General features: G+C 66.0%; 24 protein-coding genes. 8 read left to right on the top strand and 16 right to left on the bottom strand.

All coding sequences use genetic code 11. The features are described 5' to 3' along the window. Nucleotides 1–22: 22 nt before the first annotated feature. The 3 genes from QM707_RS02605 to rpsU form a co-directional block, all read right to left on the bottom strand. Entirely contained in the window at nucleotides 23–361 is a 339-nt protein-coding gene (locus QM707_RS02605; RefSeq protein WP_415000315.1) for a hypothetical protein, read from the bottom strand. A 63-nt stretch (nucleotides 362–424) separates the two neighbouring features. Further along, on the bottom strand, nucleotides 425–871 hold the full coding sequence (locus tag QM707_RS02600; protein ID WP_415000314.1) for a GatB/YqeY domain-containing protein: 447 nt from the start codon (nucleotides 869–871) through the stop codon (nucleotides 425–427). Nucleotides 872–994: 123 nt separating this feature from the next. Then, nucleotides 995–1210, bottom strand: coding sequence for a 30S ribosomal protein S21 (gene rpsU, locus QM707_RS02595; protein WP_002808376.1), 216 nt, complete (start codon nucleotides 1208–1210; stop codon nucleotides 995–997). A 129-nt stretch (nucleotides 1211–1339) separates the two neighbouring features. Between rpsU and tsaD the strand changes: the two genes are divergently transcribed. The 4 genes from tsaD to QM707_RS02575 all read left to right on the top strand — a co-directional run bounded on the left by tsaD (nucleotide 1340) and on the right by QM707_RS02575 (nucleotide 4123). After that, nucleotides 1340–2353 (top strand): tRNA (adenosine(37)-N6)-threonylcarbamoyltransferase complex transferase subunit TsaD, encoded by a 1014-nt coding sequence (tsaD, locus tag QM707_RS02590; protein WP_415000313.1) that lies wholly within the window; start codon nucleotides 1340–1342, stop codon nucleotides 2351–2353. Nucleotides 2354–2379: 26 nt separating this feature from the next. After that, complete coding sequence (folB, locus tag QM707_RS02585; RefSeq protein WP_415000312.1) at nucleotides 2380–2733, top strand: dihydroneopterin aldolase; 354 nt, start codon at nucleotides 2380–2382, stop codon at nucleotides 2731–2733. Further along, a complete protein-coding gene (folK, locus tag QM707_RS02580) occupies nucleotides 2733–3227 on the top strand; it encodes a 2-amino-4-hydroxy-6-hydroxymethyldihydropteridine diphosphokinase (RefSeq protein ID WP_415000311.1) in 495 nt (164 codons plus the stop codon). Before folB ends, folK begins: the two co-directional genes overlap by 1 nt. Nucleotides 3228–3292: 65 nt before the next feature. Next, complete coding sequence (locus QM707_RS02575; RefSeq protein ID WP_415000310.1) at nucleotides 3293–4123, top strand: DUF6159 family protein; 831 nt, start codon at nucleotides 3293–3295, stop codon at nucleotides 4121–4123. A 36-nt stretch (nucleotides 4124–4159) separates the two neighbouring features. On the opposite strand, the gene QM707_RS02570 is transcribed toward QM707_RS02575, so the two are convergent. Beyond that, complete coding sequence (locus QM707_RS02570) at nucleotides 4160–4900, bottom strand: pteridine reductase (protein ID WP_415000309.1); 741 nt, start codon at nucleotides 4898–4900, stop codon at nucleotides 4160–4162. Nucleotides 4901–4946: 46 nt separating this feature from the next. Between QM707_RS02570 and QM707_RS02565 the strand changes: the two genes are divergently transcribed. Next, the gene (locus tag QM707_RS02565) at nucleotides 4947–6143 is read left to right on the top strand and encodes a class I SAM-dependent methyltransferase (protein WP_415000308.1); all 1197 of its coding nucleotides are present in this window, start codon (nucleotides 4947–4949) and stop codon (nucleotides 6141–6143) included. Beyond that, nucleotides 6140–6547 (top strand): VanZ family protein, encoded by a 408-nt coding sequence (locus QM707_RS02560; protein ID WP_415000307.1) that lies wholly within the window; start codon nucleotides 6140–6142, stop codon nucleotides 6545–6547. The genes QM707_RS02565 and QM707_RS02560 overlap by 4 nt, the downstream gene beginning before the upstream one ends. 14 nt (nucleotides 6548–6561) lie before the next feature. Here QM707_RS02560 and QM707_RS02555 read toward each other — a convergent pair whose 3' ends face one another. From QM707_RS02555 to QM707_RS02540, 4 genes are read right to left on the bottom strand one after another with little or no spacing between them, the layout of a single operon-like run. Then, nucleotides 6562–7794 carry a multifunctional CCA addition/repair protein gene (locus QM707_RS02555; RefSeq protein ID WP_415000306.1) on the bottom strand — a complete coding sequence of 411 codons (1233 nt, stop codon included), beginning with the start codon at nucleotides 7792–7794 and terminating at the stop codon, nucleotides 6562–6564. Between the two features lies 1 nt (nucleotide 7795). Then, nucleotides 7796–8731: a complex I NDUFA9 subunit family protein gene (locus QM707_RS02550; protein WP_415000305.1), complete on the bottom strand. Its 936-nt coding sequence runs from the start codon at nucleotides 8729–8731 to the stop codon at nucleotides 7796–7798. Continuing rightward, nucleotides 8728–9468, bottom strand: a complete 741-nt coding sequence (locus tag QM707_RS02545) for a transglycosylase SLT domain-containing protein (RefSeq protein WP_415000304.1) — start codon at nucleotides 9466–9468, stop codon at nucleotides 8728–8730. The genes QM707_RS02550 and QM707_RS02545 overlap by 4 nt, the downstream gene beginning before the upstream one ends. Next, nucleotides 9395–10687: a hypothetical protein gene (locus QM707_RS02540; protein WP_415000303.1), complete on the bottom strand. Its 1293-nt coding sequence runs from the start codon at nucleotides 10685–10687 to the stop codon at nucleotides 9395–9397. Before QM707_RS02540 ends, QM707_RS02545 begins: the two co-directional genes overlap by 74 nt. Before the next feature lie 47 nt (nucleotides 10688–10734). Between QM707_RS02540 and QM707_RS02535 the strand changes: the two genes are divergently transcribed. After that, on the top strand, nucleotides 10735–11526 hold the full coding sequence (locus QM707_RS02535; RefSeq protein ID WP_415000302.1) for a sulfite exporter TauE/SafE family protein: 792 nt from the start codon (nucleotides 10735–10737) through the stop codon (nucleotides 11524–11526). A gap of 60 nt (nucleotides 11527–11586) precedes the next feature. Beyond that, on the top strand, nucleotides 11587–13215 hold the full coding sequence (locus QM707_RS02530) for a tetratricopeptide repeat-containing sulfotransferase family protein (protein ID WP_415000301.1): 1629 nt from the start codon (nucleotides 11587–11589) through the stop codon (nucleotides 13213–13215). Here the strand turns inward: QM707_RS02530 and QM707_RS02525 are convergent. The 8 genes from QM707_RS02525 to QM707_RS02490 all read right to left on the bottom strand — a co-directional run bounded on the left by QM707_RS02525 (nucleotide 13196) and on the right by QM707_RS02490 (nucleotide 24467). Next, nucleotides 13196–14098 carry a DUF4097 family beta strand repeat-containing protein gene (locus tag QM707_RS02525; RefSeq protein ID WP_415000300.1) on the bottom strand — a complete coding sequence of 301 codons (903 nt, stop codon included), beginning with the start codon at nucleotides 14096–14098 and terminating at the stop codon, nucleotides 13196–13198. The two genes, QM707_RS02530 and QM707_RS02525, sit on opposite strands and share 20 nt — an antisense overlap. 20 nt (nucleotides 14099–14118) lie before the next feature. Next, entirely contained in the window at nucleotides 14119–14595 is a 477-nt protein-coding gene (locus QM707_RS02520; protein ID WP_415000299.1) for a hypothetical protein, read from the bottom strand. After that, on the bottom strand, nucleotides 14582–15172 hold the full coding sequence (locus tag QM707_RS02515; RefSeq protein WP_415000298.1) for an RNA polymerase sigma factor: 591 nt from the start codon (nucleotides 15170–15172) through the stop codon (nucleotides 14582–14584). The genes QM707_RS02520 and QM707_RS02515 overlap by 14 nt, the downstream gene beginning before the upstream one ends. Nucleotides 15173–15230: 58 nt before the next feature. Continuing rightward, a complete protein-coding gene (locus QM707_RS02510; RefSeq protein ID WP_415000297.1) occupies nucleotides 15231–16796 on the bottom strand; it encodes a sulfotransferase in 1566 nt (521 codons plus the stop codon). After that, a complete protein-coding gene (locus QM707_RS02505; protein ID WP_415000296.1) occupies nucleotides 16793–18367 on the bottom strand; it encodes a tetratricopeptide repeat-containing sulfotransferase family protein in 1575 nt (524 codons plus the stop codon). Before QM707_RS02505 ends, QM707_RS02510 begins: the two co-directional genes overlap by 4 nt. 102 nt (nucleotides 18368–18469) lie before the next feature. After that, a complete protein-coding gene (locus tag QM707_RS02500) occupies nucleotides 18470–21658 on the bottom strand; it encodes a TonB-dependent receptor (RefSeq protein WP_415000295.1) in 3189 nt (1062 codons plus the stop codon). Between the two features lie 424 nt (nucleotides 21659–22082). Beyond that, on the bottom strand, nucleotides 22083–23831 hold the full coding sequence (locus QM707_RS02495) for a phosphoenolpyruvate carboxykinase (GTP) (RefSeq protein ID WP_415000294.1): 1749 nt from the start codon (nucleotides 23829–23831) through the stop codon (nucleotides 22083–22085). Nucleotides 23832–23885: 54 nt separating this feature from the next. After that, nucleotides 23886–24467: a TetR/AcrR family transcriptional regulator gene (locus tag QM707_RS02490; RefSeq protein WP_415000293.1), complete on the bottom strand. Its 582-nt coding sequence runs from the start codon at nucleotides 24465–24467 to the stop codon at nucleotides 23886–23888. Nucleotides 24468–24516: the final 49 nt, after the last annotated feature.

Raw genomic sequence — 24516 nt, 5'->3', positions numbered from 1 at the left:
CTAGCTTGCCACGCCAGACGCGTCAACGTCGCTTGCCGTGGAACGGCTCGGCGACCACCTGCCAATCGTCCTCGTACACGACATAGCCCGGCCTGTCTTCCCGCAGGATTTCGACGGCATACCCGAGCCTCCGGACAAGTTCGGACATCGCGTGAAGCCGATCGACGATTTCACCGGCATCCGACTTGATCCACGAAAGCCCATGGGTCTCCTTGTGAGAGACGTTTCGCTTGCGGGCAAAGCGAGCGGGGATAGGAAGTCGCTGCTCCATCCACTTGAGGGACTCGCGCAGTTCGTCGCTGTCGGCGACAAAGAGGGAGTCTTCACGGATCAGCTCATACGCGAGCGTGAGCAGGCCCATGGGCTGCCCTGTACGCTGATCTCGGTGAGTGATGACGAACCGCAGGAACACCGTTTTCGGGCTTCAGCCCGCGAGCTTCTTCTTCACCAGACCCGACAACGCACCCATGTCGGCACGGCCGGCGACCTTCGGCTTCAGCACGGCCATCACCTTGCCCATGTCGGCCGGGCCGGTGGCGCCGGATTCGGCGATCGAGGCGACGACGGCCGCCTCGAGCTCGGCCTCGTCCATCTGCGCGGGCAGATAGGCCTGGATCACGCCCATCTCATAGCGTTCGACCGACGCGAGGTCTTCGCGGCCGGCGGCCTCGTACTGGCTGATCGAATCCTTGCGCTGCTTGACCATTTTCTCGAGCACGGCGAGCACGATGGCGTCGGTGATCTCGATGCGCTCGTCCACTTCGCGCTGCTTGATGGCGGCGTTGATCAGGCGGATGACGCCCAGGCGATCCTTCTCGCCGGCCTTCATCGCCGTCTTCATGTCTTCGGTGAGCTGGGCTTTCATGGACATGGGATTCTCCTGGGCATCCGCCGCTTCGATCGCGGCAACGGGGGTCGTTCGGAAATGGGTGGTTCAGAAGCACGAAAAGCCGGCGACGCTTGCGCGCGGCCGGCTTCTCGGAAACACCGCGGCTCAGTACAGGCGCTGGCGCTTGGTGACGTCGCGCGAGCTGCGGCGCAGCTGGCGCTTCACCGCGGCGGCGGCCTTGCGCTTGCGTTCCTGGGTCGGCTTTTCGTAGAACTCGCGCTTGCGGGTCTCGGCGAGCACGCCGGCCTTTTCGCAGGTGCGCTTGAAGCGACGCAGGGCAAACTCGAACGGCTCGTTTTCGCGGACTTTGACAGAAGGCATGGTTATTCCTGACTGGGATACCACCGGCCCGGGTGAACCCGGTTCGGCGAGCCGCGTATGATACCGGCTCCCCGATATTTGGCGCAAGCAAAGGCCGGGCTGGGCTGAACGCCCGCCCCGGAACCCCGGATGAAGGTCCTCGGCATCGAAACCAGCTGCGACGAGACCGGCGTGGCCGTGTACGACACGGACGCGGGCCTGCGCGCGCATGCCTTGTTCAGCCAGATCGACCTGCACGCCCAGTACGGCGGCGTGGTGCCCGAGCTGGCCAGCCGCGACCATGTCCGCCGCCTGCTGCCCCTGGTGCGCCAGACGCTGGCCGAGGCGGGCCTGGCCGTCGGCGAGCTCGATGGCGTGGCCTATACGGCCGGTCCGGGTCTGGTCGGCGCCCTGATGGTCGGCGCGGCGGCCGGCCGTGCCCTGGCCTGGTCGCTGGGCCTGCCGGCGATCGGCGTGCACCACATGGAAGGCCATCTGCTGGCGCCGCTACTGGAAGACCCCGAGTTGCGGCCGCCCTTCGTGGCCCTGCTGGTCTCGGGAGGTCACACCCAGCTCGTCGCCGTCGATGGCATAGGCCGCTACCGGCTACTGGGCGAAACCCTGGACGATGCGGCCGGCGAGGCCTTCGACAAGACCGCCAAACTCATGGGCCTGCCGTATCCCGGGGGGCCCGAACTGGCGCGCCTGGCGGAATCCGGCCGGCCCGGTCGTTTCAAGTTCTCGCGCCCGATGACCGACCGTCCGGGCCTCGATTTCAGTTTCTCCGGCCTGAAGACGCAGGTGCTGCTGGCCTGGCAGGGCAGCGACCGCAGCGATGCCACGCGTGCGGATATCGCCCGCGGGTTCGAAGACGCGGTGGTCGACACGCTGGCGATCAAGTGCGAACGAGCGCTGCGCCAGACCGGCATGCAGACCCTGGTGGTCGCCGGCGGCGTCGGCGCCAACACGCGGCTGCGCGAAAAACTCGCGGCGGCCACGCGCAAGCTCGGCGGCCGCGCCTGCTTCCCGCGCAAGGAGTTCTGCACCGACAATGGCGCGATGATCGCGTTCGCGGGCGCCCTGCGACTGCAGTCGGGGCAACACGAGGAAGCGGCGGTGCACGTATTCCCGCGCTGGGACATGGCCACGCTGCCGGCCGCTTGAGCACGCAAGTCGCATAAGGAAACGCGATGGACAAGGTATTCATCGAGGCGCTGGAAATCGAATGCGTCATCGGCATCTACGACTGGGAACGCAAGATCCGCCAGCCCGTGGTGCTCGACATCGAGATGGATTTCGACAACCGCAAGCCCGCCGCCAGCGACGACATCGCCGACACGCTCGACTACAAGGCCGTCAGCAAGCGCCTGATCCAGTTCGTGTCCGAATCGGAATTCGGCCTGGTGGAACGCCTGGCCGAGCATTGCTGCGCGATCATCCTTGACGAATTCGCGGTGAGTCGCGTCAAGCTGAAACTCAGCAAGCCCGGCGCCGTGCGCGGCGCGAAGGCCGTCGGCGTGATCGTCGAGCGCACGCGTAGCTGATGGGCCGGGCCTGCCTCAGCCTCGGCTCGAACCAGAACCCGCTGCGGCACCTGCGCGAAGCGCTGGACGAGTTGCGCGCGCGCTTCGGTACGCTCGTCGTATCGCCCTTCTACCGGACGAAAGCGATCGGTTACGCGGGCGCGGACTTCGTCAACGCCGCCGTGGTGATCGACAGCGACCTCGATCCGGTCGCCCTCGACGCCTGGCTGCACGCCCTGGAGGACGCGCACGGCCGCCGTCGCGACCAGCCCCGCTACTCCGACCGCCCGCTCGACATCGACATCGTCTTCTACGACGACCTCGTACTGCGCGGTCCCGGACATCTGCAGATCCCGCGACCGGAACTGCAACACGCGTTCGTGCTGCAGCCCCTGGCCGACATCGCGCCGGAGTTCCGGGATCCCGTGTCCGGGACGAGCCTCGGCGAACTTTGGGCGTCGCACCCCGATTTCCCCGGCCTGGCGCCGCTGGCGACCGACGATAGCGGCGGCTGAAACCGGCGATTGCATCCGGCGCAGCAAGGACCGACACTCTGCCCGTCCATCCCGGAGGCAAGACGATGTTCGAGAAGTTTTCCCGCAGCTGGTCCCTGGTCAAGGCCAGCGCCGCCGTCCTGCGTTCCGACAAGGAACTCATGCTCTTTCCGGTGATCTCGACCTTCTGCACCCTGCTCGTGCTGGCGACCTTCGCCGTCCCGGCTTTCGCCCTGCAACTGTTCGCCCGCGACGTGGGCGTCTTACACGCCGTGTTCGGCTTCCTGTTCTATTTCTGCCAGTACGCGGTGATCATCTTCTTCAACTGCGCCCTGGTCGGCGCCGCGATGATCCGCCTGGAAGGCGGCGATCCGACCTTGTCGGACGGCATCGCGATCGCGAAGTCGCGCATCGGCTCCATCCTCGGTTACGCCGCCATCGCCGCGACGGTCGGCATGCTGCTGCAGGCGCTGAAGAACAAGGACAACAATTTCATCGTGCGGCTGATCGGCAGTGGCCTGGGCGTGGCCTGGACACTGGCGACCTTCCTGGTCGTGCCGGTGCTGGTCAGCCAGAACATCGGCCCGATCGATGCGCTCAAGCGCAGCCTGGAACTGCTCAAGCGCACCTGGGGCGAGAACGCCATCGGCAATGTCGGCATCGGCGCGGCCTTCGGCCTGATCACGGTCGCCGTCATCCTCGTCGGCGCGGCACTGACCTTCGGCGCGGCGATGATCGCCTGGCAATTGGCCGTCGTCGTCGGCGTGCTCTGCCTGATCCTCGTGCTGCTGCTGGGCGTTTACCAGTCGGCGCTGAGCGGCATCTATTCGGCGGCTTTGTACCGCTACGCCACCGACGGCCATGCGCCGGCCGGTTTCGAAGGCATGGGCCTGCAGACGGCCTTCGCTGCGAAGTAAACGCACAGCGACCGCGGCTTCACGCCGCGGTCGCCTTCAGATGCGCAGGAAACGACCGCCATCCACGCGCAGGATCTGACCTGTCGTGTAATGCGCGTCCTGCAACAGCCAGCGCACGGCCTCGGCCACCTCTTCCGGCGTTCCGGTCCGCTGCAGGGCGGTGCCGGCGATCATCGCCTCCCGCTCCGCCGGCGTCCTGCCCTCTTCCGGCCACAACACGGCACCGGGTGCGACGGCATTGACGCGGATCTCGGGCCCGAGCTCCTTCGCCAAGGAAAGCGTCAACATCGCCAGCGCCGCCTTGGCCATGCAGTAGACGGTATGTCCTGCCAGCGGTCGCTCGGCATAGACGTCGGCCAGATTGACGATCGCGCCGCGCGCCTTGCGCAGATGCGGCACCGCTGCCTGCGACAGGAAGAACGGCGCGCGCGCATTCGACGCGAACAGTTCGTCCCACTGCGCCGGCACCGTCGTACCGATCGGCGTGGGATAAAACGCGCTGGCATTGTTCACCAACGCATCCAGACGGCCATAGCGGCCGATGGTGTGCGCGATGAGTTCGGGCAGACGATCGAACTCGGACAGCTCGGCCTGCAGCACCAGGGTGCTGCCGGGACGCTCGCGCTCCAGTTCCACTTGCAGCGCCGAGGCAGACTCGGCGGACCGGCGATGATGCAGGACCAGATCGTACCCGGCAGCGTGGAGTCGCCGCGCGATGACCGCGCCGACGCGGCGGGCGGCGCCGGTGACCAAGGCGACGGGAGCGGTTTCGGGCATGCGTCCTCCGGGCGAATACCGGTATCCTGAGGCCAGTGCGCCATCGATGTCATCCATGAACCAAGTTTCCCTGCCGGCGCCCGAACCCGAGGCGCGCGAGCACAGCGAGCGCCTACGCGAATTCATCGGCGGGCAGATTCGCGCCGCCGGCGGCGCGATCCCGTTCGCGCGTTACATGGAGCTGGCCCTGTACGCGCCCGGCCTCGGCTACTACAGCGCCGGCGCACGCAAGTTCGGCGCGGAAGGCGATTTCGTCACGTCGCCGGAGCTGGGACCCCGCTTCGCCGAATGCATCGCCCACGCAACCGCACCCTTGTTCGATCAACTCGGCGACGAACGCTGGTTCTTCGAGCTCGGCGGCGGCAGCGGTGCCTTCGCCGAAGCGGTGCTGAAGCGATTCGCTGCGCTCGGCAGCCTGCCCGATCGTTATGTCCTGCTCGAACCCAGCGCGGACTTGCGCGAGCGCCAGCAACAACGCCTGCATGCGCTGTTGCCGCCCGAGCTGTTCGCGCGTTGCCAGTGGCTGGACGGCCCGCCGGAGCGCGAATGGACCGGTGTGCTGTTCGCCAACGAGGTACTCGATGCCTTGCCGACTTCGCGCTTCCTGATGCGCGGCGGCGAAGTCTACGAGGAGTTCGTCGCGCTCGATCCGCAAGGGAACTTCCTGCGCGTCGAGCAACCGGCCGACGCGCTGCTGCATGCCGCCGTGCGCCATGTCGAACACGATCTCGGCACGCCGTTCCCCGAAGGCTATCGCTCGGAGGTCCTGCCGCAGTTGCCGTACTGGATACAGGCGGTAGGCGGCCTGCTGCGCCAGGGTGCGATGCTGTTCGTCGATTATGGCTATCCGCGTCGCGAGTTCTACCTGCCTGAGCGCAGCGACGGCACGCTGGTTTGCCACTATCGCCACCGTGCGCACGGCGATCCGTTCCATCTGCCGGGGCTGCAGGACATCACCGCCTTCGTCGATTTCACCGCACTGGCCGAAGCGGGCATCCATGCCGGCTTCGATTTCTCCGGTTACTGCACGCAGGCGAATTTCCTGATCGGCAACGGCCTGGCGCAGCGACTGGCCGAGGTCGAGAGCATCGGCGACGAAGTCGAACGCTATCGCCGGCACCAGGAAGTGAAGAAACTCACCCTGCCCGGCGAAATGGGCGAGCGCTTCCAAGTCATGGGCTTCCAGCGCGACGTGGATTTCCTCGGCGCTTTCGCGCTGGGCGACCAGACGAGGCGGCTGTGAGCGCGGCGATGCGGGAGTTCCAGCATCCGCGTCTCTGGTTCGGCATCTGGATCTTCGGCTGGCTGCTGTGCATCGCCTTGTCCCTGGTGCATCCGCCGGAACTCGGCATCGACGTGCCGGACGGCGACAAGATCGGCCACCTGCTCGCTTACGCGACGCTGTCGGCCTGGGCGGTGTCGATCTTCGCGCGCCGCCGCGCGCATTGGCTGGCGGCGCTGGCCTTGTTCGCGCTCGGCGCGACGATGGAGATCGCACAGGGAGAGCTGACCACCGATCGGATGATGGACGCGCGCGATGCGATCGCGAACACACTCGGCATCGTCGTCGGCCAGATTCTCGGCTTCCTGCCTTGGCAGACCTGGCTGCAGACCTTCGAGCGGCGTTGGTTGCCCCATTCGGCCTAGCCGACGGGTTCCGTTCACTCAGACGAATGCTGCCGAACGCGGCGGATCGCGACGATGCGGGCGCGCCGCAGGGCTTCGCCGATCTGTGGGCCCTCGAGTCCGGCCAGGTCGAGCTGCGCGGCATCCACCGCACAGGCGGCGCGGTGCGCCGCCAGCAACTTCGCCGCCTGCGGATACTCGCTCTCCTGCAGCCCTTTGCGACCGCGCTTGTCGGCCTCGCAAACGAGGGCGAGTTCGGCGATGCGCGCAGGCTGGCGAAACCCGTCGCAACGGGCGATCAGATCGTGCACCGTCTCGTCGCGCAGTTCGTCGAAGCGATGCACGTTCAGGTGTTCTCGACAGGCGATCACGGCCAGTTCGCGATAATCGTTCGGCACCTTGTAGCGCGCGCACACGGCACGCACCGGGTCGAGGCCGCCATGTTCGTGGTTGATGTGCTTCGGCCATTGTTCGGGCGGCGTCAGCGCCTTGCCCAGGTCGTGCATCAACGCGGCAAAACCGACGCGCGCATTGCCCGGCGCCAGTCGCGCGGCCATGTCGCAGACCATCTGGGTATGCAGGCCGGTATCGACCTCCGGATGGAACTCTACTCGCTGCGGCACGCCGAACAGCGCGTCCACTTCCGGCAGCAGGCGCTGCAGCGCGCCGCAATCGCGCAACAGGCCCAGGAAGGCCGACGGCGTCGCCTCTTCCAGTGCGCGCTTCAGCTCCTGCCAGACGCGCTCGGGCACCAGCGCATCCACTTCACCGGCCGCCACCATGGCGCGCATCAGCTCCAGCGTGTCCGGTGCCATGCGGAAACCGAGCCCGGCGAAACGCGCCAGGAAACGGGCGCCGCGCAGGATGCGCACCGGATCCTCGGCGAATGCCGGCGAGACGTGCCGGAGCAACCTCGCTTCCAGATCGCGCAGGCCGCCGTGCGGATCCACGATCGCACCGGATTCGTCCTCGGCGATCGCGTTGATGCTGAAATCGCGGCGCGCTAGGTCTTCGTCCAACGTCACCGAAGCATCGGCGTGCACGACGAAGCCGCGATAGCCCGGCGCCGTCTTGCGCTCGGTGCGCGCGAGTGCGTATTCCTCGCCAGTCTGCGGATGCAGGAAAACCGGGAAATCGCTACCGACCTGCTTGAACCCGGCGGCCAGCATCTGCTCCGGCGTCGCACCGACGACCACATGATCGCGATCGCCGCCGGACCGGCCGAGCAGCCGGTCGCGCACCGCTCCGCCGACCAGATAAGTCTTCATCTCAGCGCCGGGCGCGATAACGCGCGTAACGCGTCTGCTTGTCGTCGGCGTGGCCGAGGATATCCGAAAGCACTTCCGCCACGCGTACCGGCACGATGCCAAGCCGGTGCAGGCCATCGACGCCACCGACCGAATCGGTCAGCAGCGAGCGGTAGTTGTCGGAAGAGAACGGCTTGCCCGGCACGAAGTCCATCGCCAGCGCCTGCATTCGACCGAGCGCATCGGGCAAGGGGAGCACCCAACGCTGCAGGCCGAGCTGACGCGCCGTGATGCGTACGATGTCGGCCAGGGTGAACACGTCGGGCCCGTACAGCTCGTACACCTCACCGATGGTCCGATCGTCGGCGAGCGCGCGTTCGAAGGCCGTGACCACGTCGCCGAGGTAGACCGGCGCGAACTTGCAGCCGGCCCGTGCCAGCGGCAACACCGGCGCCAGCTTCAGCACTTCGGCGAAACGACAGAACAGCCCGTCGCCCTGCCCGAAAATGACCGAAGGTTCGAAGATCGTCCATTGCAGTCCCGACGCCTTCACCGCCGCCTCGGCTTCGCCGCGCGACTTCAGGTAGTGACTGTGACCACGACCGGCGTTCAACGAACTCATCTGCAGCAGGCGATTCACTCCGCCCAACTGACAGGCCGCGATCACCAGTTTCGTCAGGTGCACGTGCGCGCGCTGGAACCCGCGACCGCTGTCGCCGGATTCGTTGAGGATGCCGACCAGGTTGATCACCGCATCATGCCCGGCGATGGCCTGCTGCAGGGCTTGCGGATCGTAGACGTCGAGCTCGTGCAGGACGACGCCTGGCGGCAGCAGTCTTTGCGAATGCGTATTGAGGTTTCGGCTCAGCACGGTGACGGCATGGCCGGCCCGCGACAAGCGCTGGACCAGCGCGCGCCCGACGAATCCACTGCCGCCAAGGATGAGCAATCGACTCATGACTGTTTCGGATCCGGCACGGGGCAGATGAAGGGGCGACGCTGGGCCGCCGACTCGTTGAACCGACCGACCAGTCGGTCGCTCAACGCGGCGGCCTTGCCGTTCAGGCGCCAATCGTAAACCACGCTGAAGGCGAGCACGCGCGCGACGTATTCCCGCGTTTCCTTGTACGGGATCGCCTCGACGAAGAAATCCGCATCCATCTGCAGGCGCGCCTGCATCCAACGGTCCACCGGCGCGGGGCCGGCGTTGTAAGCGGCGATGGCGAGGTAAGGCAGCCCGTTGTAGCGATCCAGCATCTGGCGAAGATAGGCGGTGCCGAGGGTCAGGTTCGTCACCGGCTCGTACAGGCTCTCGCCGCCTCGCCAGTCCATGCCGATGCGTCGTGCGGTCAGGGCGCCGGTGCCGGGCAGCAGCTGCAACAGGCCACGCGCATCGGCCGACGAGCGCGCCTTCGGCATGAACGCGCTTTCCGCGCGCGTCTGAGCCGCTACCCAGGCCGGATCGAGGCTGTTGATCCTGGACTGCGCGCGGATCGTGTCCTGGTTCGTCAACGGGAACCGCAGGCTGTAGTAACGCACGTCGTCCGGCGACAGGTTCATGCCGAACACCGCGCGATCGAACCAGCCGGCTTCGATCGCCAGCTGCACCGCGATGCGGCGCTCATCGTCGTTCAGGGCCTTCACGACATCGCCCCATTCGCGCGCGGCCGGCCCCGACCGCTCGAGTGCGAACAACTGCAGGGCGCGTACCAGCGCCGCGTTGCCGGCGACGCGCTTGCGCAGCGCGGCATCGGAGGTCGGCTCCTGCGAGCACAAGGCATAAGGCCTGCTTGAGGCGATCGGCCGCCAGCCAGCCATGGAACGCCGGGCTGTTCGCCGCCTCCTGGTAGAGCTTGCGCGCGGCCTCGCTCTGCCCGAGCCGTTCGCGCAGGCGCGCCTCGAAATATTCCCAACGCGAATCGCTGCGCTGGGTCGCGCCCATCTTTTCGATCGCGGCGAGCGCGGCGGCATCGTCGCCCCGGTTGATCGCCTCGCGCACGCGCCACTCGTGCAGCTTTTCGTCGTAAGCGACGGCTGGCACGGCGTTCAGGCGCGCCGCCGAGCCCGGCGAATAGGACGCGACGGTCCACAACGCGATTTCGTAAAGCACGCGACCGCGCTGGCGATCGTCCATGCCCAGACGCGATGCGATCGCCGGCAGGATGCGCTCGGCCCGATCGGGATCGCGCTTGCCCAAACGCGCCAGCGCGAACGCCGCGACGTCGCGGCTGCGCTCGTCCTTCGGCCAGTTCGCCGGAATGTTCTCGCCCGGCGCATCCATGTAGCTTGCGTAGGAAGTCGCCAGCGCGCCGTCGCTTCCGCCCATGCTCTTGGCGAGGAAACGCATCAGCCCGCTCTCGCTCTTGGCGGCCGCGAGGTCCAGGCGCTGCCAGCGCAGTGCGTTATCCAGCTTGCCATTCGCGGCGAGGCGCGCGAACGGCGCATCGCATTCGGTCGGCAGCGATCCGCCGGTCAGCCAGAGGGCCCTGGCATCGGTCGCCCACTGCGCATCGTCGCGTCCGGTCTGCAATCGGGCCTGCAGATCCGCGCAACGCAGGAGTTCGTCGTCGCTGCCCTGGTAAGCGGCGCGGAAGCTCTCCCAATCGCCGCGCTTCACCAGTTCACGCAGCCAACCTTCCCGCAGCCAGCGACCCGCGGCCTGGTTGCCGAGGCGCTCGAGCGCCGGCCTCACTTCGCCGGGGGTCGCCTTGGCGATGCGGTCGCGCAGATCGGTCGCCAGCAGCCAGCCGGACAAGGGATGGTTCGACAGGCGGGCGGCCGTCGCGGCATCGAGGCGCCCCTGGTCGGCGGCGGAGAACGCGGCAAGAAGTTCGCTGCGCGTGGCCGTGACGGGCTGGGCAGCGGCGTCGCCAGCGAGGACAATGAGCAGGAGAGCGAATGATTTCAAAGGCATGCGGCGAGTTTATCCGATGACGGGGACGGTCAAGACAGGAATGCCCGATGCCGCTTGAATGGCTGCTTTATCCCTTGCTCGGCCTCGTGGCCGGCGTCCTGGCGGGCCTCTTGGGTGTGGGCGGCGGCCTGGTCCTGGTGGCGGCCCTGGCCTGGCTGCTGCCGCTGCAGGGCGTACCGACCGCCGACGCCATGCATGCGGCGCTGGCCACGTCGTTGGCCAGCATCATCATCACTTCGACCGCCTCGGCGCGCGCACATCATCTTCGTGGCAGCGTCCTTTGGCCCAGCGTCTTGTGGTTGTTGCCGGGCTTGCTGGTCGGCGCTTGGCTTGGCAGCCGCTTCGCCAGCTTGCTCAGCGGCGAATTCCTGCGCGGCTTCGTCGCGATCTATTGCCTGATCGCCGCCGCACAGCTGAGTCTGGATTGGCCGCGTCCACGCGCCGAAGCCGTCGAAGCCCCGCGTGGTGCGGGCCTGAGTTTCGCCGGCGTATTCATCGGCGCGATCGCCTCCCTCGTCGGCATCGGCGGCGGCAGCATGACCGTGCCCTTGCTCGTCTGGCGTGGCGTCGCGCCGGTGCGTGCCGTCGGAACGTCCAGCGCCTGCGGCATCGGCATTGGTTTGGCGAGTGCGCTGGGATACGCCACGCTCGCGCCTGCAGGCACCATGCCGCCCGGAAGTCTCGGCTACGTCTTCCTGCCGGCCGCGATCGGCATCGCGCTGACCTCGATGCTGGCGGCGCCATACGGAACCCGCCTGGCGCATCGCCTCAGCGGCAAGGCGCTCAAGCGCGTTTTCGCGGCCTTTCTGCTGGCGGTTGCGCTGTCGTTGGCGATCTAGCCGCTGCTCCTGCACGGGGCTATCGGCCTTCCGGTGCGTCACTCGCTTTAGAATCGCGCCATGACATCCGTTCCGAACGATCCATCCCGCGGCCAGGCAAACCCGACTTCGATCGCCTGGCAGCAGGCGGAGCGCGCGTACAACGCCGGCGATTTCGACGCGGCGCTGCGGGCCGGCGAGCGTGTGCTGGACAAGGAACCGCTGCATTCGCCCGCCCATCTGATGCTGGCCAACTTGCGCAGCCATCGCGACGAATATCGTCTGTCGACTCGGCACGCCCTGCAGGCCGCCGAAAAGATGGGCGTGCAATCCTTGCAGCATATCGCCGCGGTAACGCTGCGCCTGATCACCGTCGGCGAATACGAGCGCGCCTTCGCCGTGATCCGCAAGATCGATCCGCGCGCGGTGAAGGCTCCGCCTTTCCTGGTCGAGTTCGCTCAGCAGCTGAGCCTGATCGAACAGCATGAAGATGCACTGCGCTATCTCGACGCCGCCATCTCTTACGGTATCCAGGCCGATTCCGTCGGCTACATCCGCGGCAACTACCTGAAGTTCCTCGGCCGCCTCGACGAAGCCGCGGCCGAATACGAGCGCGCGCTGGCGATCAATCCGAACTTCGCCTATGCGCACTGGGCGCTGGCCTATCTCGGCGCCGGGGGCGACCCCGCGCCACGCATCGACCGCATCCGCCGCACGCTGGCGGCGACGGCCGACGATCATCCTGATCGCGCCTACCTGCAGTACGCGCTGTTCCGCGAACTCGACGGCATCGACGCGACACGGGAAGCCTGGCAGGCGCTGGCGGCGGGCGCGGCCAGCAAGCGTCGCCGCGTCGAATACGATGCCGCCGCCGAAACCGCGCTCCTCGATCGATTGGCCGCCGCCTGCGGCGCGGATTTCCTGCGCGCTTCCGTCATCGACCCGTCGGCCAAGATACCGATCTTCGTGCTGGGCATGCCGCGCACCGGCACCACCTTGCTCGAACGCATCCTGGGCGGGAACCGCGACGTCACGCTATGCGGCGAATTGAACGATTTCCGCATGCAGTTCAAGTGGGCCAGCGACCATCACTGCCTGGGCTTCATCGACGAAACCGGCATCGCCCGCCTGGCGGACGTGGATTTCGACGAACTGGGGCAGCGCTACCTTCAGCACGTCGGTTGGCGCACGCCAAGCACGCGACACTTCAGCGACAAGAATCCCGGCAACTTCATCCTCGCGGGACTGATCCTGCGCGCCCTGCCGCAGGCGAAGATCGTGCACCTACGTCGCGGCGCGATGGACAGTTGCTTTTCCAATCTGAAGGAACTGTTCGCCGCCAATGCGCACCCTTACAGCTACGATTTCCAAGACCTGGCGGCGCACTACCGGAACTACTCGCGGCTGATGGCGCATTGGCATTCGATCGCACCAGGCCGCATCCTCGACGTGCATTACGAAGCCATGGTCTCGGATCCGGATACGGAGGCGCGGCGCGTGATGGACTATTGCGGCCTCGACTACCGGCCGGAACAGATCCGGGTCGAGGACAGCGCGCTGCCGGTATCCACCGCCAGCAGCGCACAGGTGCGACAACCGATCCATCGCCGCAACATCGGCGGCTGGAAACGCTATGCCGATGCTCTGGCGCCGCTCGAGCGACTGCTCGAGGGCGCCGACTCGTCGGAGTTTACTTCAGCTCGACGTTGACGTTGCCGGAGAAGGATTCCAGCCGGATCTTGCCCTGACCCTGGCCGAGGCGCGCGTTGAGCGACTTGCCCGGGCCGTACTCTTCGCGATCGACCTTGCCGACCGGGCTGTTGATGTCGCCGCTGAAGGTCTCGATGCTCAGTTGCGCGCTGGTCGCCTTCGGCAGGCCGAGCCGCAGCGTACCGCTCACCGTTTCGCTGGTGACGACGCCATTGGTCGCGAGCGCGGCCTGCAGGTCGGCGTCGCCGGACACCGAACTGAACTGCAGTTTGCTCAGGGTCTTGGCCAGTACCGTCGCATTGCCGGACACCGTTTCCACCGAGACGCGCCCGCTCAGGCCGCCCTGGATGTTGATGTCGCCGCTGACGTTCTCGACGTCGACGCTGTCGGTGGTGATGCGCAAGGTGATGTCGCCGCTGACGTTCTCGACCGTGGCCTGACCAGGCGACGACGCCGTCACCACGACATTGCCGCTGACGCTGCTGACGTCGAGCTTGCGGCCCGCCATCTGCTGCACGTCGACGTCGGCGGCGACCGATTCGATATCGAGCGACGCTTTCTGCGGAACGGTGATCTCGAGCGTGGTCGGCTCGAAGTCGTTGCGATTCCAACTCCAATTGCCCTTGTGATCGGGATACTTGACCTCGATGCTCAGGTCACGGCCGTCGCCGTCCACCTCAAGCTTCTCCGCACCCTTGCCGAGCGAGCCGGTGATCCTGACCTGGGGCTGGGCCCAGGTGCGGACGATGATGCGCCCCTTGATGTTCTCGATGCTGACGCTGCCGTCGGCGGCCAGCGCGCGGGTTTCGTTGATCGGGGTGCCGGCGAACGCCGGCAGGGCTGCAATGGCCAGGGCGAGCGGCGCGAGTTTGATGAGTGACATGCTACTTCTCCTTGAATGGTTCAGCTGGTGAGCGCGCGTTGCGTCAGCGCCAGCCGGCGTGAATAGGTCTTGCGCAACTGCTGCAGCAAGGCGGGGGAATCGGGATTGACGGCGATCGCGGCACGTATCTGCCTGGCGCTGTCGTCGAGCACGCGCAGCCCGGGTTCGAGGCTGCCCGGCACCGGAGCGCCATCGAACTCGCGCAGGGCGGCCTGGTACTCGCGCGTCATCGCGGTGGCTTCGCGTTCGAGGACGCGCGCTTCCTCGTCGGGTTGCGCGGCCGTCGTCATCGGCATCACCGGCGCCGGCGCGATACGCCAGGCGAGCCCGAACGCCAAGGCAATCGACGCAGCCATCGCCAGCGAATGCATCCATGGCCATCGCCGTTTGGCCGAAGCGCGCGTTGCTGCCGCAGCGATGTCGGGCCACAGGTCGCGCGCGGGTTCCATTTCCCGCGGCAGCTGGCGCAGGCGCCAGCGCAGATCAGTCTCGTTCATGCTCTTCTCCCAATCGCGTGCGCAACAGATTGCGTGCGCGATGCAACTGCGCTTTCGAACTTCCGACCGCCATGCCCAGTTCGGCGGCGATCTCCTCATGCTTCCAGCCTTCGATGTCGTACAGCACCAGGACCGCGCGGGCGCGCTCCGGCAAGGTCGCGACGGCCCGCTCCAGATCGAGCTGTTCGCGCGTGCGCTGGCCGGCGGTGTCGGCCGAGGCCTGCCACTCCAGCGCCGCATCGTCCGTCTCCAGCTCCTGCCCGCCGCTGCGGCTGCGCAATTCCATCAGCGCGGTATTCACCGCCAGCCGATGCAACCAGGTCGAGAAGGCGCTCTGGAAACGGAAGCCCGGCAGCGCCTGCCAGGCTCGCAGGAACGCCTCCTGCACCAGGTCTTCGGCTCGCGCCGCCTGCCCGCCGCACAAACGCCAGACCACGGCGTAGATGCGACGCGAATGCCGGCGATACAAGGCCTCGAACGCCCGCATGTCGCCCCGGCCGGAGGCACGAACGAGCTCGTGGTCCTCGTCCGCCGCAAGGGCGGGCGCGAGCAGCGCGTTTTCCGATTCGGGGCTCATGGCGACATTCAGCATACGAGGTCTGATGCCGCGTGCGCCGCAATGGTTTAAGCCCGTCTCAATCGAGCTCGCCCAGGGCGGCCAGCCGGGCGCGCAGGGGCGCCAGTCGCGTCTCGTAGCGGCGCCAAGCCTCGACACTGCGGCGGTGGATCGGTTCGCGCACCTGGGCGCTGCTGGCGGTATTCACGGCACGGGCATTGTCGCGGCTGCCGGCACAGGCCGGCTCCCAGGGCAGGCCGCAGAACTCGAGCACCCGTCGCGCTTCGGCTTCCGGATCGGCGGTCAGGGCTTCATAGGAAACATCGAGCACGTATTCCGGCAGCGAGGCGTGCCAATGGCGCATCAATCGCCGGTAATCGGCGAAATATTCGGCCAGCTCGTTCTGGTCGTAGCTGTAGGCGCAGGCGTTGGAGAACAGTTCTTTCAGATTCGAGAAGCAGGTGCCCATCGCGCTACGGCGCATATGCAGGATCTTCGCCTGCGGCAACGCGGCGCGCAGGAACCCGATGTTGAGGAAGTTCGAAGGCAGCTTGTCGACCAGGAAATTTTTTCCGCCGGCGCGCCAGCGAACGCGCTCGACATAGCCGCGTCCGAGCGCGGCGAAATCGATCCGATCGACGCGATCGAGCACGCGTACGTCGGAAGGCCCGGCGAAATGCGCGTCGATCGCCAGGCGCAGTTGCGCGGGGAAATCGTAGAGCTCGCCCGCCTCCGCCACCTGACTGTGGTTTCCCAGCACGTGTTCGAGCAGGGTCGTGCCGGACCGGTGCATGCCGACGATGAAGATCGGCGTGGGCCCGTCGTCGGCGTCGTTGCCGCCGCTGGCCGCCGGCATCGGCGTGGACATCAACCGTTGCAGGTGCGCATGCGTGGCAGCCGCATCGTAGGCGGTCTGGGCGCGCTTGCTGCGGCAGGCCTGCTCCAGGCTGATCCAGGCCTCGTCCACGCGGTCGCCGCGATCGAGCAGGTTGAACTGGGCATAACGCAGGAAGCTTTCGTCCGGCGAGTTCGCCGGCAAGCGTGCAGCGAGCACGCGCATGCTTTCGAGGTCCGCCTGTTCGGCACGCACCTGCGTGAGCTTGCTCAAACCCCACCAGGCCTTGGCCATGCCGGGTTGTTGCCGCAGGCATTCGCGCAGGTCGATTTCGGCTTCGGCCAGGCGCCCGGCGTAAAGCAGCATCTGGCTGCGGTTATAACGTCGCACCGGATCCAGGCCGACCGAGGCGATGGCGCGATCGAACAACTGACGCGCCAGTTCCTGTTCGCCCGCCATGCTCACCAATGAAGCGAAATCGCATTCTGCCGCCGCATGCCAGACGGGCCGTTGCAGCAAGCGGCGCGTGAATGCCGCGAGGGCCTCGGTCTGATTGAAGTACATCAGGCGCTTGCCGAGTTCGATCAGTTCGGCCGGCTGCTCGGGCCAGAGCAATGCCGCACCGGGCATCTGCGCCGCGGCATCGCGATAGCGCCCCTGCTTGAGCAGGGCGAGGACCAGGCGAAATACCAGCGCCATGCTGCTCGAGCCGGCGATGGCCTCCTGCGCCAGCGTCGCGGCCTGCCTGGCGTCGCCCTGGGCGAGCAAGGCATCGACGCGCGCGATCGTATGCGCATCGCCGCCCGTCACAGCCAACCCTCCGCCGCAAGTCGTTCGCGCAAGGGCTCCAGAGGCTGCGCGTATTTCCGCCAGTTTTCCACGCGATCGCGGTGGATTCCTTCGCGTACCTGCGCGCTGCTGGCCGTGCTTACCGGCGCGGGATTGCTGGCGATGTCCAGGCTCTCCGGCGCCCAGTCCAGGCCGCAGAATTCGAAGATGCGTCGCGCCTGCGTCTCCGGATCGGAAACCAGCTCTTCGTAGGCGATATCCAGTATCCGGCCTGGATACAGCGCATGCCAATGCGCCATCAAGCGGCGGTATCGGCCGTAGTGCGCCGCCAATTCATCCAGCCGATAGCTGTAAGGATAGGCTTCGGCGAACAGTTCCTTCAGATTGGACAGGCAGCTGTCCATCGGATTGCGGCTCATGTGGAGGATGCGCGCCTGAGGCAAGGCTTCGGCGATGAAGCCGGCATGCAGGAAATTGAGCGGCAGCTTGTCGGTGAAACGCGGCTTGCCGCGGGCACGCCATTGCGCATGCTGCAGGTAGCGCCGGCCCAACACGCCGAAGTCGATCCTCGCGGCCGTGTCGAACAGCTCCGCATCGACGAAATTCTTCGAGAACCGGTCACAGCACCAGCGCAACTGCAGGGGCAGGTCGTCAAGTTCGCCGGCGTTCTCGACATCGGGATGGCCGCCCAGGATGCGTTCGAGCAAGGTGGTGCCGGTGCGCGGCAGGCCGATGATGAAGATCGGCTGCGCGCCGGCCTCGACGCCGGGGGCCTGCACCCGCGTCGGCGGCCGCCATCGCTGCAGGACGTCGAACGCCCTCGCCTCCTCGGCAGGACGATAGTCGAGCATCGCGCGCTTGCCGGAGCAGCCCAGGCTGAGCGCCTGCCAGGCTTCGTCCTGGCGCCCGAGGTCGTCCAGCTCCTTGAACAGGGCGAACGCCAGACTGACGCGATCGACTGCCGGCAGGTCGCGCCCGAGCAGGGCCTGCAGGCGCGGGACATGATTGGATGCTTCGCTCTGGCGACGCAACCGGGACAGCAACCAATGCGCCTGCGCGTGCGCCGGAGCCCGGGCGAGGCAGGTTTCGACGGCCGTCGTCGCCTCGTCCAGGCGACCGCGGAACAATTCGATGTTGCTGCGCAGGTAGAGCGACCTCGCGCTGCTTCCGGACAGGCGATCGGCGCGGTCCAACTGCATCGTGGCCGCGTCGAGCTGGCCCAACTGCACGAGCAGATCCGCCATGTCCTCGATCTGAGCCGGATCGCGGCTGATTCCCCAGGCGGAATGCGTGGCGCAGGCGATGGCTTCGGCACTCTCGCCCAGGCGATGCAGCATGCCCGCCAACAGGGCGAGCAACTCGGGTTCGGAAGGATGTAGGGCGACGATCGCCTGCAATTCGGCGACGGCGTCGCGGTAACGCCCCTGGGCGGTGGCCAGCGTGGACAGGCGAAGTCGGGCGGGAACGTGTCCGGGCTGCAGGGCCAGCAACGACTGGAAGGCTGCGCGGGCGCCGGCACGGTCGCGCCGGGCCAGGGCGTTTTCGCCCTGAGTCCACAACCGCTGTGCCTGCCCGTCGTTTGCCGTCGTCATGACGGAATTGTCGGCTGTCGCCGCCGTAAAGGCCACCGACCGGCGAAAAAAAAGCGGCCGCCCGAAGGCGGCCGCTCAATACAACAATGCTTCCGACCGATATTACCAGTCGTACTGCACCATGAAGCGGAACGAACGCGGAGCCTGGAAGCCCGTCGGCGTCTTGTAACGATCCGGCTGCGGTTCGCCGGCGGTGTTTTCACCCTGCTCGACCACCGAAGTGACCGCATGCGAGTTGAACACGTTGAAGACGTCCATCTTCATCGTCAGGTGACCGTCGGCCCACTTCGGCTTGTACGCCACGTTCAGGTCGAGCGTACGCTGCCACTCGGTGCGACCACGCGTACCGCGCGACACGATCGTCGTGCCGTTGTTGCCGCCGTTGTGCCAGTTCGGGTTCTGGATCGTGCGCGGGTTCGTCGACGACAGCGGCAGGTTCGGGTTGTAGTTCGGGTTCGCGATGTAACGCGGCTCCGTCTGACCGTCATTGCACGAGAAGTAGCCGTTGGCGTAGTGCGACACGTTCGCGCCATCGAGGAAGCCGAAGCAGTTGATCGGACGACCCGACTGCACCAGCAGGCTCGCGCCCACCGACCACTCTTCGGTGAACTCGTAGTTACCGAACAGCTTCAACGCGTGACGACGATCGTTCGGCAGGTAGCCCATCGAACCGATGGTCAGCTCCGGATAGTCGAAGTCCTGCGTCGTGCCGGTGTCGTCCTGGCCGATATCCGACTTCACGCCGCCTTCGGTGTTACCCGAGCTCTTCGCCCAGGTGTACGAACCCTGCAGGAAGAACTTGTCCCAGCTGCCTTCCAGGAAGAACTCGACCGCCTTGTACGTACGCTTGGCCTTCGGGCCCAGCGTGGCAGCGTCGAGGTGCACGGTTTCGAAGGTGCCGTCGCCGTCGATGTCGATCGAGAACGTCGCGTCTTCACCCGGGTTGTACAGATGGCAGAACGCAAAACCCGGGTTGTACGGGTTGAACGCCAGGCCATTGGCCGCCGCGTAAGCGTAGATCGGACGGTAATCGCACTGGTCGTCGATCGCCGCCTTCAGTTCGCGGTAGATACCGCGCACGCCGCCGCTCAGGTGGTCGGTCAGCTGGGCCTGGAAGCCCAGGATGTACTCGTCCTGGTACATCGGCTGCAGATCCAGATCGGCGATGCCGTTCGGATCCTTGGACACGCCGAACTCGTTGTTCAGGTAGCGGTGCAAGCAGCCGCAGTTCGGGTTGGTGACCAGGGTCAGACCGGTCGGCGCGCCGGTGGTCGGATCCACGCCGGTGAAGGTGTAGAACTCTTCCAGGAACAGCGAAGCCGAGGCGCCGCGCACGGCGACGGTGGCCGTCAGCGGGAGCGAGTAGCGACCGGCGTTACCGTACAGCTTGTACTTGCCGTCGCCGTTGATGTCCCAGCTGAAGCCCAGACGCGGGCCGAACTGGCGCTTGATCTCGACGAAGGTCTCGCCGTCGTTGTTGACGTTCTCGAAGCTGTCCCAACGCAGGCCGACGTAGGCCAGGAAGTTGTCGGTGACCTGCCAGCGGTCTTCGATGTAGAAGGCCTCGGAGTTCACTTCCACCGTGGCGCCGGACTGGAACACGCGGCGACGCACGCTGCCCGGGGTGCCCGGCGAAGCGTTCAGGTAGTTGGAGCGGTACTGCCAAGCCGAACCACCTTCGTAGGCTTCGCCGTCGACCGAGGTGAAATCGTCGCGGTCGTAGCCGAAGCGCAGCAGGTGGTCGCCGATCGACCATTCCGCGTCGATACGGAACTGGTCACGCTCGTCCTGGGCTTCCTTGGTGCCGATCACGCCAATGAAGGAGCAGCTCGGCGGAGCGGAGCCGACGGTGGACGACAGCGGCGGGCAGCCGGACACGGCGCTGCCGACGACGCCGGTGTACTCGGCGACGATGCCGTTGGCGGCGATGCCGTAGTTCGAACGGCTGGACTCACCATGGCCGTACAGGGCCGACAGGGTGAAGTTGTCGGTCAGGTAGCCGGTGTACTTCAGCGACCAGCTGGTGCCGCCGTTCTCGTCGAACGTGGTGCCCAGGAAGCCGGTACGGGTCAGCGACACATCGGTCGACAGGTCCGTGGTGGCCGGGGTGAGCGGCGGGTACGGAGTCTGCGGGCCACCCGGCGTGCCGTTCCAGCCGTTGCCGGCGGTCGAGGCGGTGCCGTTCAGCGGACCCTGGTTCGAAATGCTACGACCGGCGACGCCGTTCGAATAGACGTCGATTTCCTGCTTGATCTTGTCGGAGAACGCGGTCAGTTCCAGCGAGTGGCTGTCGTTGATCGCCCAGTCCAACTTCAACAACCAGGTCGGCGTGCGCTGCGACAGCGTGTTGCTGGTCGAGCCGAAGATGCTGCCGTAGGTGTCGGCGCCATTGACCCAGCTGTAGCTCAACAGGGCATAGGCGAACAGGTGATCCTTGACCAGCGCGCCGCTGGCCCACACGGCCGCGTTGGTGACGGAACCAGCGCTGTCCTTGCTGTTGTCGGACACGATGCGCTTGCCATCCGGATAGCGCGAATCGTTGTAGTACACGTTCGGGTTGTGGCCGCGCAGCGATTCCGGGGTGTAGAAGATGTTGCCGCCCGCGTGGAAGTCGTTGGTACCACGCTTGGTCACGATGTTGATCACGCCGCCGGTCATACGACCGAATTCAGCGCCGTAACCACCCGTCTTGACCTGCTGCTCAGCGATCGCTTCGAACGGAATCTGGGCGAAGTTGAGGTTCTTGAACGAGTTGGTGATGTTGAAGCCGTTGACGAAGTAACCGTTCTCGGACACCGCGCCGCCACCGAAGGAGGCCAGGTTGCCGAAAGCGGCGTCGCCGCGCACCGTGCCCGGAGCCAGCAGGGCGACGTTGGTGATGTTGCGCGCAACCGGGACCTTGGCGATCTGCTCGGCCGTCAGGATCGTGGTCGACTCGACCGACGACACGTCGATGGCGTTGATGATGCCGCCGCCAACCACTTCCACGGCGCCGATATCGGTCGTCTGACCGATGCTGACGTTGACCGTCTTGGTTTGACCGCCGGCGGTGACCTTGTAGTCGCCGATGGCGAGGTTACCGACGCGGTAGAAGCCGTTGGCATCAGCCGTGATTTCACGACGGAAGCCAGTGGCCTCGTTCTCGATGACGACAGTAGCGCCGGCCGTCGTCGTACCGGAGATGTTACCGGTCGAGTTCGACTGCGCGTAGGCGCCGCCAACGAAGCACATACCGAGCGCGACGCTCAGTGCGGTCCGCTGCAGACCTTTATTGATGACCTTGTAAGCCATTTGTTAACCCTCATTAGGGACGATGGAACGGAAAAGAGACGTCAACGCACTGGGCATGACGGGTCGAATATAGCATGGAACGAATCTTTAACAATATAGAGCCACGTCACTAATTGGATGTGCATTCGGGCCCCTTCGCGGGCCCGAAAAAGTCGTCCAACTTCATGTTTTTCAATGGTTTTTCCGGAGTGCCGAGAATCGGCCGCCGATACAGGCGCCAGGACTGCGGGCATCTCGCACCCCCTGGCCCGGCCTCCCCCGGGGATTATGCGCCGGCCATGACGAAGGTCCGCCAATGCGGGACCAAGACCTTGGTTCCGGGGACGAGCGGCGCAACGAAATTTCAACGCAATTCCAACAAATGCGTGTTCGTCGAAAAAAAGGGCGCCCGAAGGCGCCCTGCTTGGTCGTTCGCCGCTGAGGTTCAGGCGAGCTGGGCGGTGATCTTCTGTAGTTCGGTCTTCAGGGCCGTTGGCGTACGTTCGCCGAAACCGTTGAAGTAGTCGCCGATGTTCTCCATCACGTCGTACCAGCCCTCGCGATCCACGTGCAGGAGTTCTTCCATCACGCCGGCATCGAGTCCGAGACCAGCCGTGTTGAGGTCGCCGGCTTTCGGCAAGTTGCCGATCGGCGTGGCGACCGCGTCGACGGAACCGTCGACGCGCTTGAGCATCCACTCGAGCACCCGCAGGTTGTCGCCGAAGCCCGGCCACAGGAACTTGCCGTCGCTGCTCTTGCGGAACCAGTTGACGTGGAAGATCTTCGGCAGCTGCGCGCCCGGCTGGTCGAACGACAGCCAATGCGCGAAGTAGTCGGCGAAGTTGTAGCCGGCGAACGGCTTCATCGCCATCGAATCGCGACGCACGATGCCGACCGCGCCGGTGGCGGCGGCCGTCGTCTCCGACGCCATCGACGCGCCGACCAACACGCCATGCGTCCAGTCGCGCGCTTCGAACACCAGCGGCACCAGCGACTCGCGCCGGCCGCCGAAAACGATCGCCGACAGCGGAACGCCTTGCGGATCCTCGGCCTTCGCCGTGTAGCTGGGGCACTGTTTCGCCGACACGGTGAAACGCGAGTTCGGATGCGCAGCGGGGCCGTTCTTGGCGTCGTAATCGCGGCCCTGCCAATCTTTCGCAGGCGTTCCGTCCGGCAGGCCTTCCCACCACGGCTGGTTGTCGGCGGTGACGCCGACATTGGTGAAGATCGCGTCCTGGTTGAGCATCGCCAGCGCATTGGCATTGGTCTTGGCGCTGGTACCCGGCGCGACGCCGAAATACCCGGCTTCGGGATTGATCGCGTACAAGCGCCCGTCGGCACCCGGACGCATCCAGCAAATGTCGTCGCCGACCGTCCACACTTTCCAGCCGTCGCGGCGATAGCCTTCCGGCGGGATCAGCATCGCCAGGTTGGTCTTGCCGCAGGCGCTCGGGAACGCGGCGGCGACGTAGTGCGTGTCGCCCTTCGGATTCTCGATACCGACGATCAGCATGTGTTCGGCCAGCCAGCCTTCGTTGCGCGCCTGGTAACTGGCGATGCGCAAGGCATGGCACTTCTTGCCGAGCAAGGCGTTACCGCCGTAACCCGAACCGAAGCTCTGGATGGAGAGTTCTTCCGGGAAATGCATGATGAAGCGACGATCCGGATTCAGGTCGCCGACCGAGTGCAGGCCGCGCACGAACTTCTCTTCGCGCTCGATGCGCGCGAGCGCCGCCGCGCCCATGCGCGTCATGATGCGCATGTTGGCGACGACGTAGGGCGAATCGGTGATCTCCACGCCGCAACGCGATAGCGGCGAGTCGATCGGGCCCATGCAATACGGAATGACGTACATCGTGCGGCCGCGCATGCAGCCGTCGTACAGCGCGTTCATCTTCGCGTGCGCTTCCGCCGGCGCCATCCAGTGGTTGTTCGGACCGGCGTCCTCTTCCCTCGTCGTGCAGACGAAGGTGAGGTGCTCGACGCGCGCGACGTCGCTGGGATGCGAACGATGCAGGTAGCAGTTCGGGTGCGTATCGGGGTTGAGCTTGATCAGGTCGCCCGTTCCCAACATCAGGTCGATCAAGCCGCGATTTTCGGCATCGGAACCGTCGCACCATTGAATGCGCTCGGGCTGCGTGAGTTTGGCGACGGATTGCACCCATTCGTTGAGGGCGGCGAGTTGGCTGGACATGGCGAAGCTCTGCGATAGGAAAACGTTGTCGCGCGCGCAAGTCGCGCGAAAGAATCAGTCGGGAATCAAGGTCGTCATCACGTGGCCTACGTAGGCCTCGAATTCGTCGTGATGAAGGCGCGGCTGACCGAGTTGCAGGCTCAGCTGCAGGAAACCCACATAGGCGGCGTAGGTCAGGCGGGCGCGGTTCTGCGCGTCCAGCCTGGCCAGGCCGGCCTGGCGGAAACTGGCGGTGAGGTAGTCCAGGCGGCGCTGGGACACGCGGCCCAGGACCGGCTTGACGACCGGGTGGTCGAGCGCCTTTAGCAGCTCGCTATATATAACGTGTGGTTTCAGCTCATGCGCCACGAGCCGGAACAAGGCCTGCAAGCGGGCGCGGGGGTCGGACACCGCTTCCAGCTGACCGAAAACGGTTTCCTGCTCGCTCTTCTCCCAGCGCTCCAGCGCCGCCACCAGCAAGGCTTCGCGCGAGGGGAAGTGCCAGTAGAAGCTGCCCTTGGTCACTCCCAGGCGGCGCGCTAGCGGCTCCACGGCGACCGCCGCAAGCCCTTGTTCTGCAATGACATCCAGGGCCGCAATGGCCCAATCGTCGGCGCTGAGGCGGCTCTTTTCCATTTTTTGCGCAGGCATGACCATACGGTTGCGATTTTACGGGGCGAAAGGCGTAGATAAAACCTTCACATCG

Source organism: Arenimonas sp., assembly GCF_047602345.1.
Classification (GTDB): domain Bacteria; phylum Pseudomonadota; class Gammaproteobacteria; order Xanthomonadales; family Xanthomonadaceae; genus Arenimonas.
This window is presented reverse-complemented; position numbering and strand designations above follow the sequence as displayed.

Excerpts from the sequence above, each read along its gene's own strand:
- QM707_RS02500 (WP_415000295.1), bottom strand. The coding sequence starts at position 21,658 with ATGGCTTACAAGGTCATCAATAAAGGTCTGCAGCGGACCGCACTGAGC.
- QM707_RS02575 (WP_415000310.1), top strand. The coding sequence starts at position 3,293 with ATGTTCGAGAAGTTTTCCCGCAGCTGGTCCCTGGTCAAGGCCAGCGCC.
- QM707_RS02600 (WP_415000314.1), bottom strand. The coding sequence starts at position 871 with ATGTCCATGAAAGCCCAGCTCACCGAAGACATGAAGACGGCGATGAAG.
- rpsU (WP_002808376.1), bottom strand. The coding sequence starts at position 1,210 with ATGCCTTCTGTCAAAGTCCGCGAAAACGAGCCGTTCGAGTTTGCCCTG.
- folK (WP_415000311.1), top strand. The coding sequence starts at position 2,733 with ATGGGCCGGGCCTGCCTCAGCCTCGGCTCGAACCAGAACCCGCTGCGG.
- QM707_RS02555 (WP_415000306.1), bottom strand. The coding sequence starts at position 7,794 with ATGAAGACTTATCTGGTCGGCGGAGCGGTGCGCGACCGGCTGCTCGGC.
- QM707_RS02550 (WP_415000305.1), bottom strand. The coding sequence starts at position 8,731 with ATGAGTCGATTGCTCATCCTTGGCGGCAGTGGATTCGTCGGGCGCGCG.
- QM707_RS02530 (WP_415000301.1), top strand. The coding sequence starts at position 11,587 with ATGACATCCGTTCCGAACGATCCATCCCGCGGCCAGGCAAACCCGACT.
- QM707_RS02605 (WP_415000315.1), bottom strand. The coding sequence starts at position 361 with ATGGGCCTGCTCACGCTCGCGTATGAGCTGATCCGTGAAGACTCCCTC.
- QM707_RS02520 (WP_415000299.1), bottom strand. The coding sequence starts at position 14,595 with ATGAACGAGACTGATCTGCGCTGGCGCCTGCGCCAGCTGCCGCGGGAA.
- QM707_RS02525 (WP_415000300.1), bottom strand. The coding sequence starts at position 14,098 with ATGTCACTCATCAAACTCGCGCCGCTCGCCCTGGCCATTGCAGCCCTG.
- folB (WP_415000312.1), top strand. The coding sequence starts at position 2,380 with ATGGACAAGGTATTCATCGAGGCGCTGGAAATCGAATGCGTCATCGGC.
- QM707_RS02570 (WP_415000309.1), bottom strand. The coding sequence starts at position 4,900 with ATGCCCGAAACCGCTCCCGTCGCCTTGGTCACCGGCGCCGCCCGCCGC.
- QM707_RS02490 (WP_415000293.1), bottom strand. The coding sequence starts at position 24,467 with ATGGTCATGCCTGCGCAAAAAATGGAAAAGAGCCGCCTCAGCGCCGAC.
- QM707_RS02495 (WP_415000294.1), bottom strand. The coding sequence starts at position 23,831 with ATGTCCAGCCAACTCGCCGCCCTCAACGAATGGGTGCAATCCGTCGCC.
- QM707_RS02535 (WP_415000302.1), top strand. The coding sequence starts at position 10,735 with ATGCCGCTTGAATGGCTGCTTTATCCCTTGCTCGGCCTCGTGGCCGGC.
- tsaD (WP_415000313.1), top strand. The coding sequence starts at position 1,340 with ATGAAGGTCCTCGGCATCGAAACCAGCTGCGACGAGACCGGCGTGGCC.
- QM707_RS02505 (WP_415000296.1), bottom strand. The coding sequence starts at position 18,367 with ATGACGACGGCAAACGACGGGCAGGCACAGCGGTTGTGGACTCAGGGC.
- QM707_RS02540 (WP_415000303.1), bottom strand. The coding sequence starts at position 10,687 with ATGCCTTTGAAATCATTCGCTCTCCTGCTCATTGTCCTCGCTGGCGAC.
- QM707_RS02515 (WP_415000298.1), bottom strand. The coding sequence starts at position 15,172 with ATGAGCCCCGAATCGGAAAACGCGCTGCTCGCGCCCGCCCTTGCGGCG.
- QM707_RS02565 (WP_415000308.1), top strand. The coding sequence starts at position 4,947 with ATGTCATCCATGAACCAAGTTTCCCTGCCGGCGCCCGAACCCGAGGCG.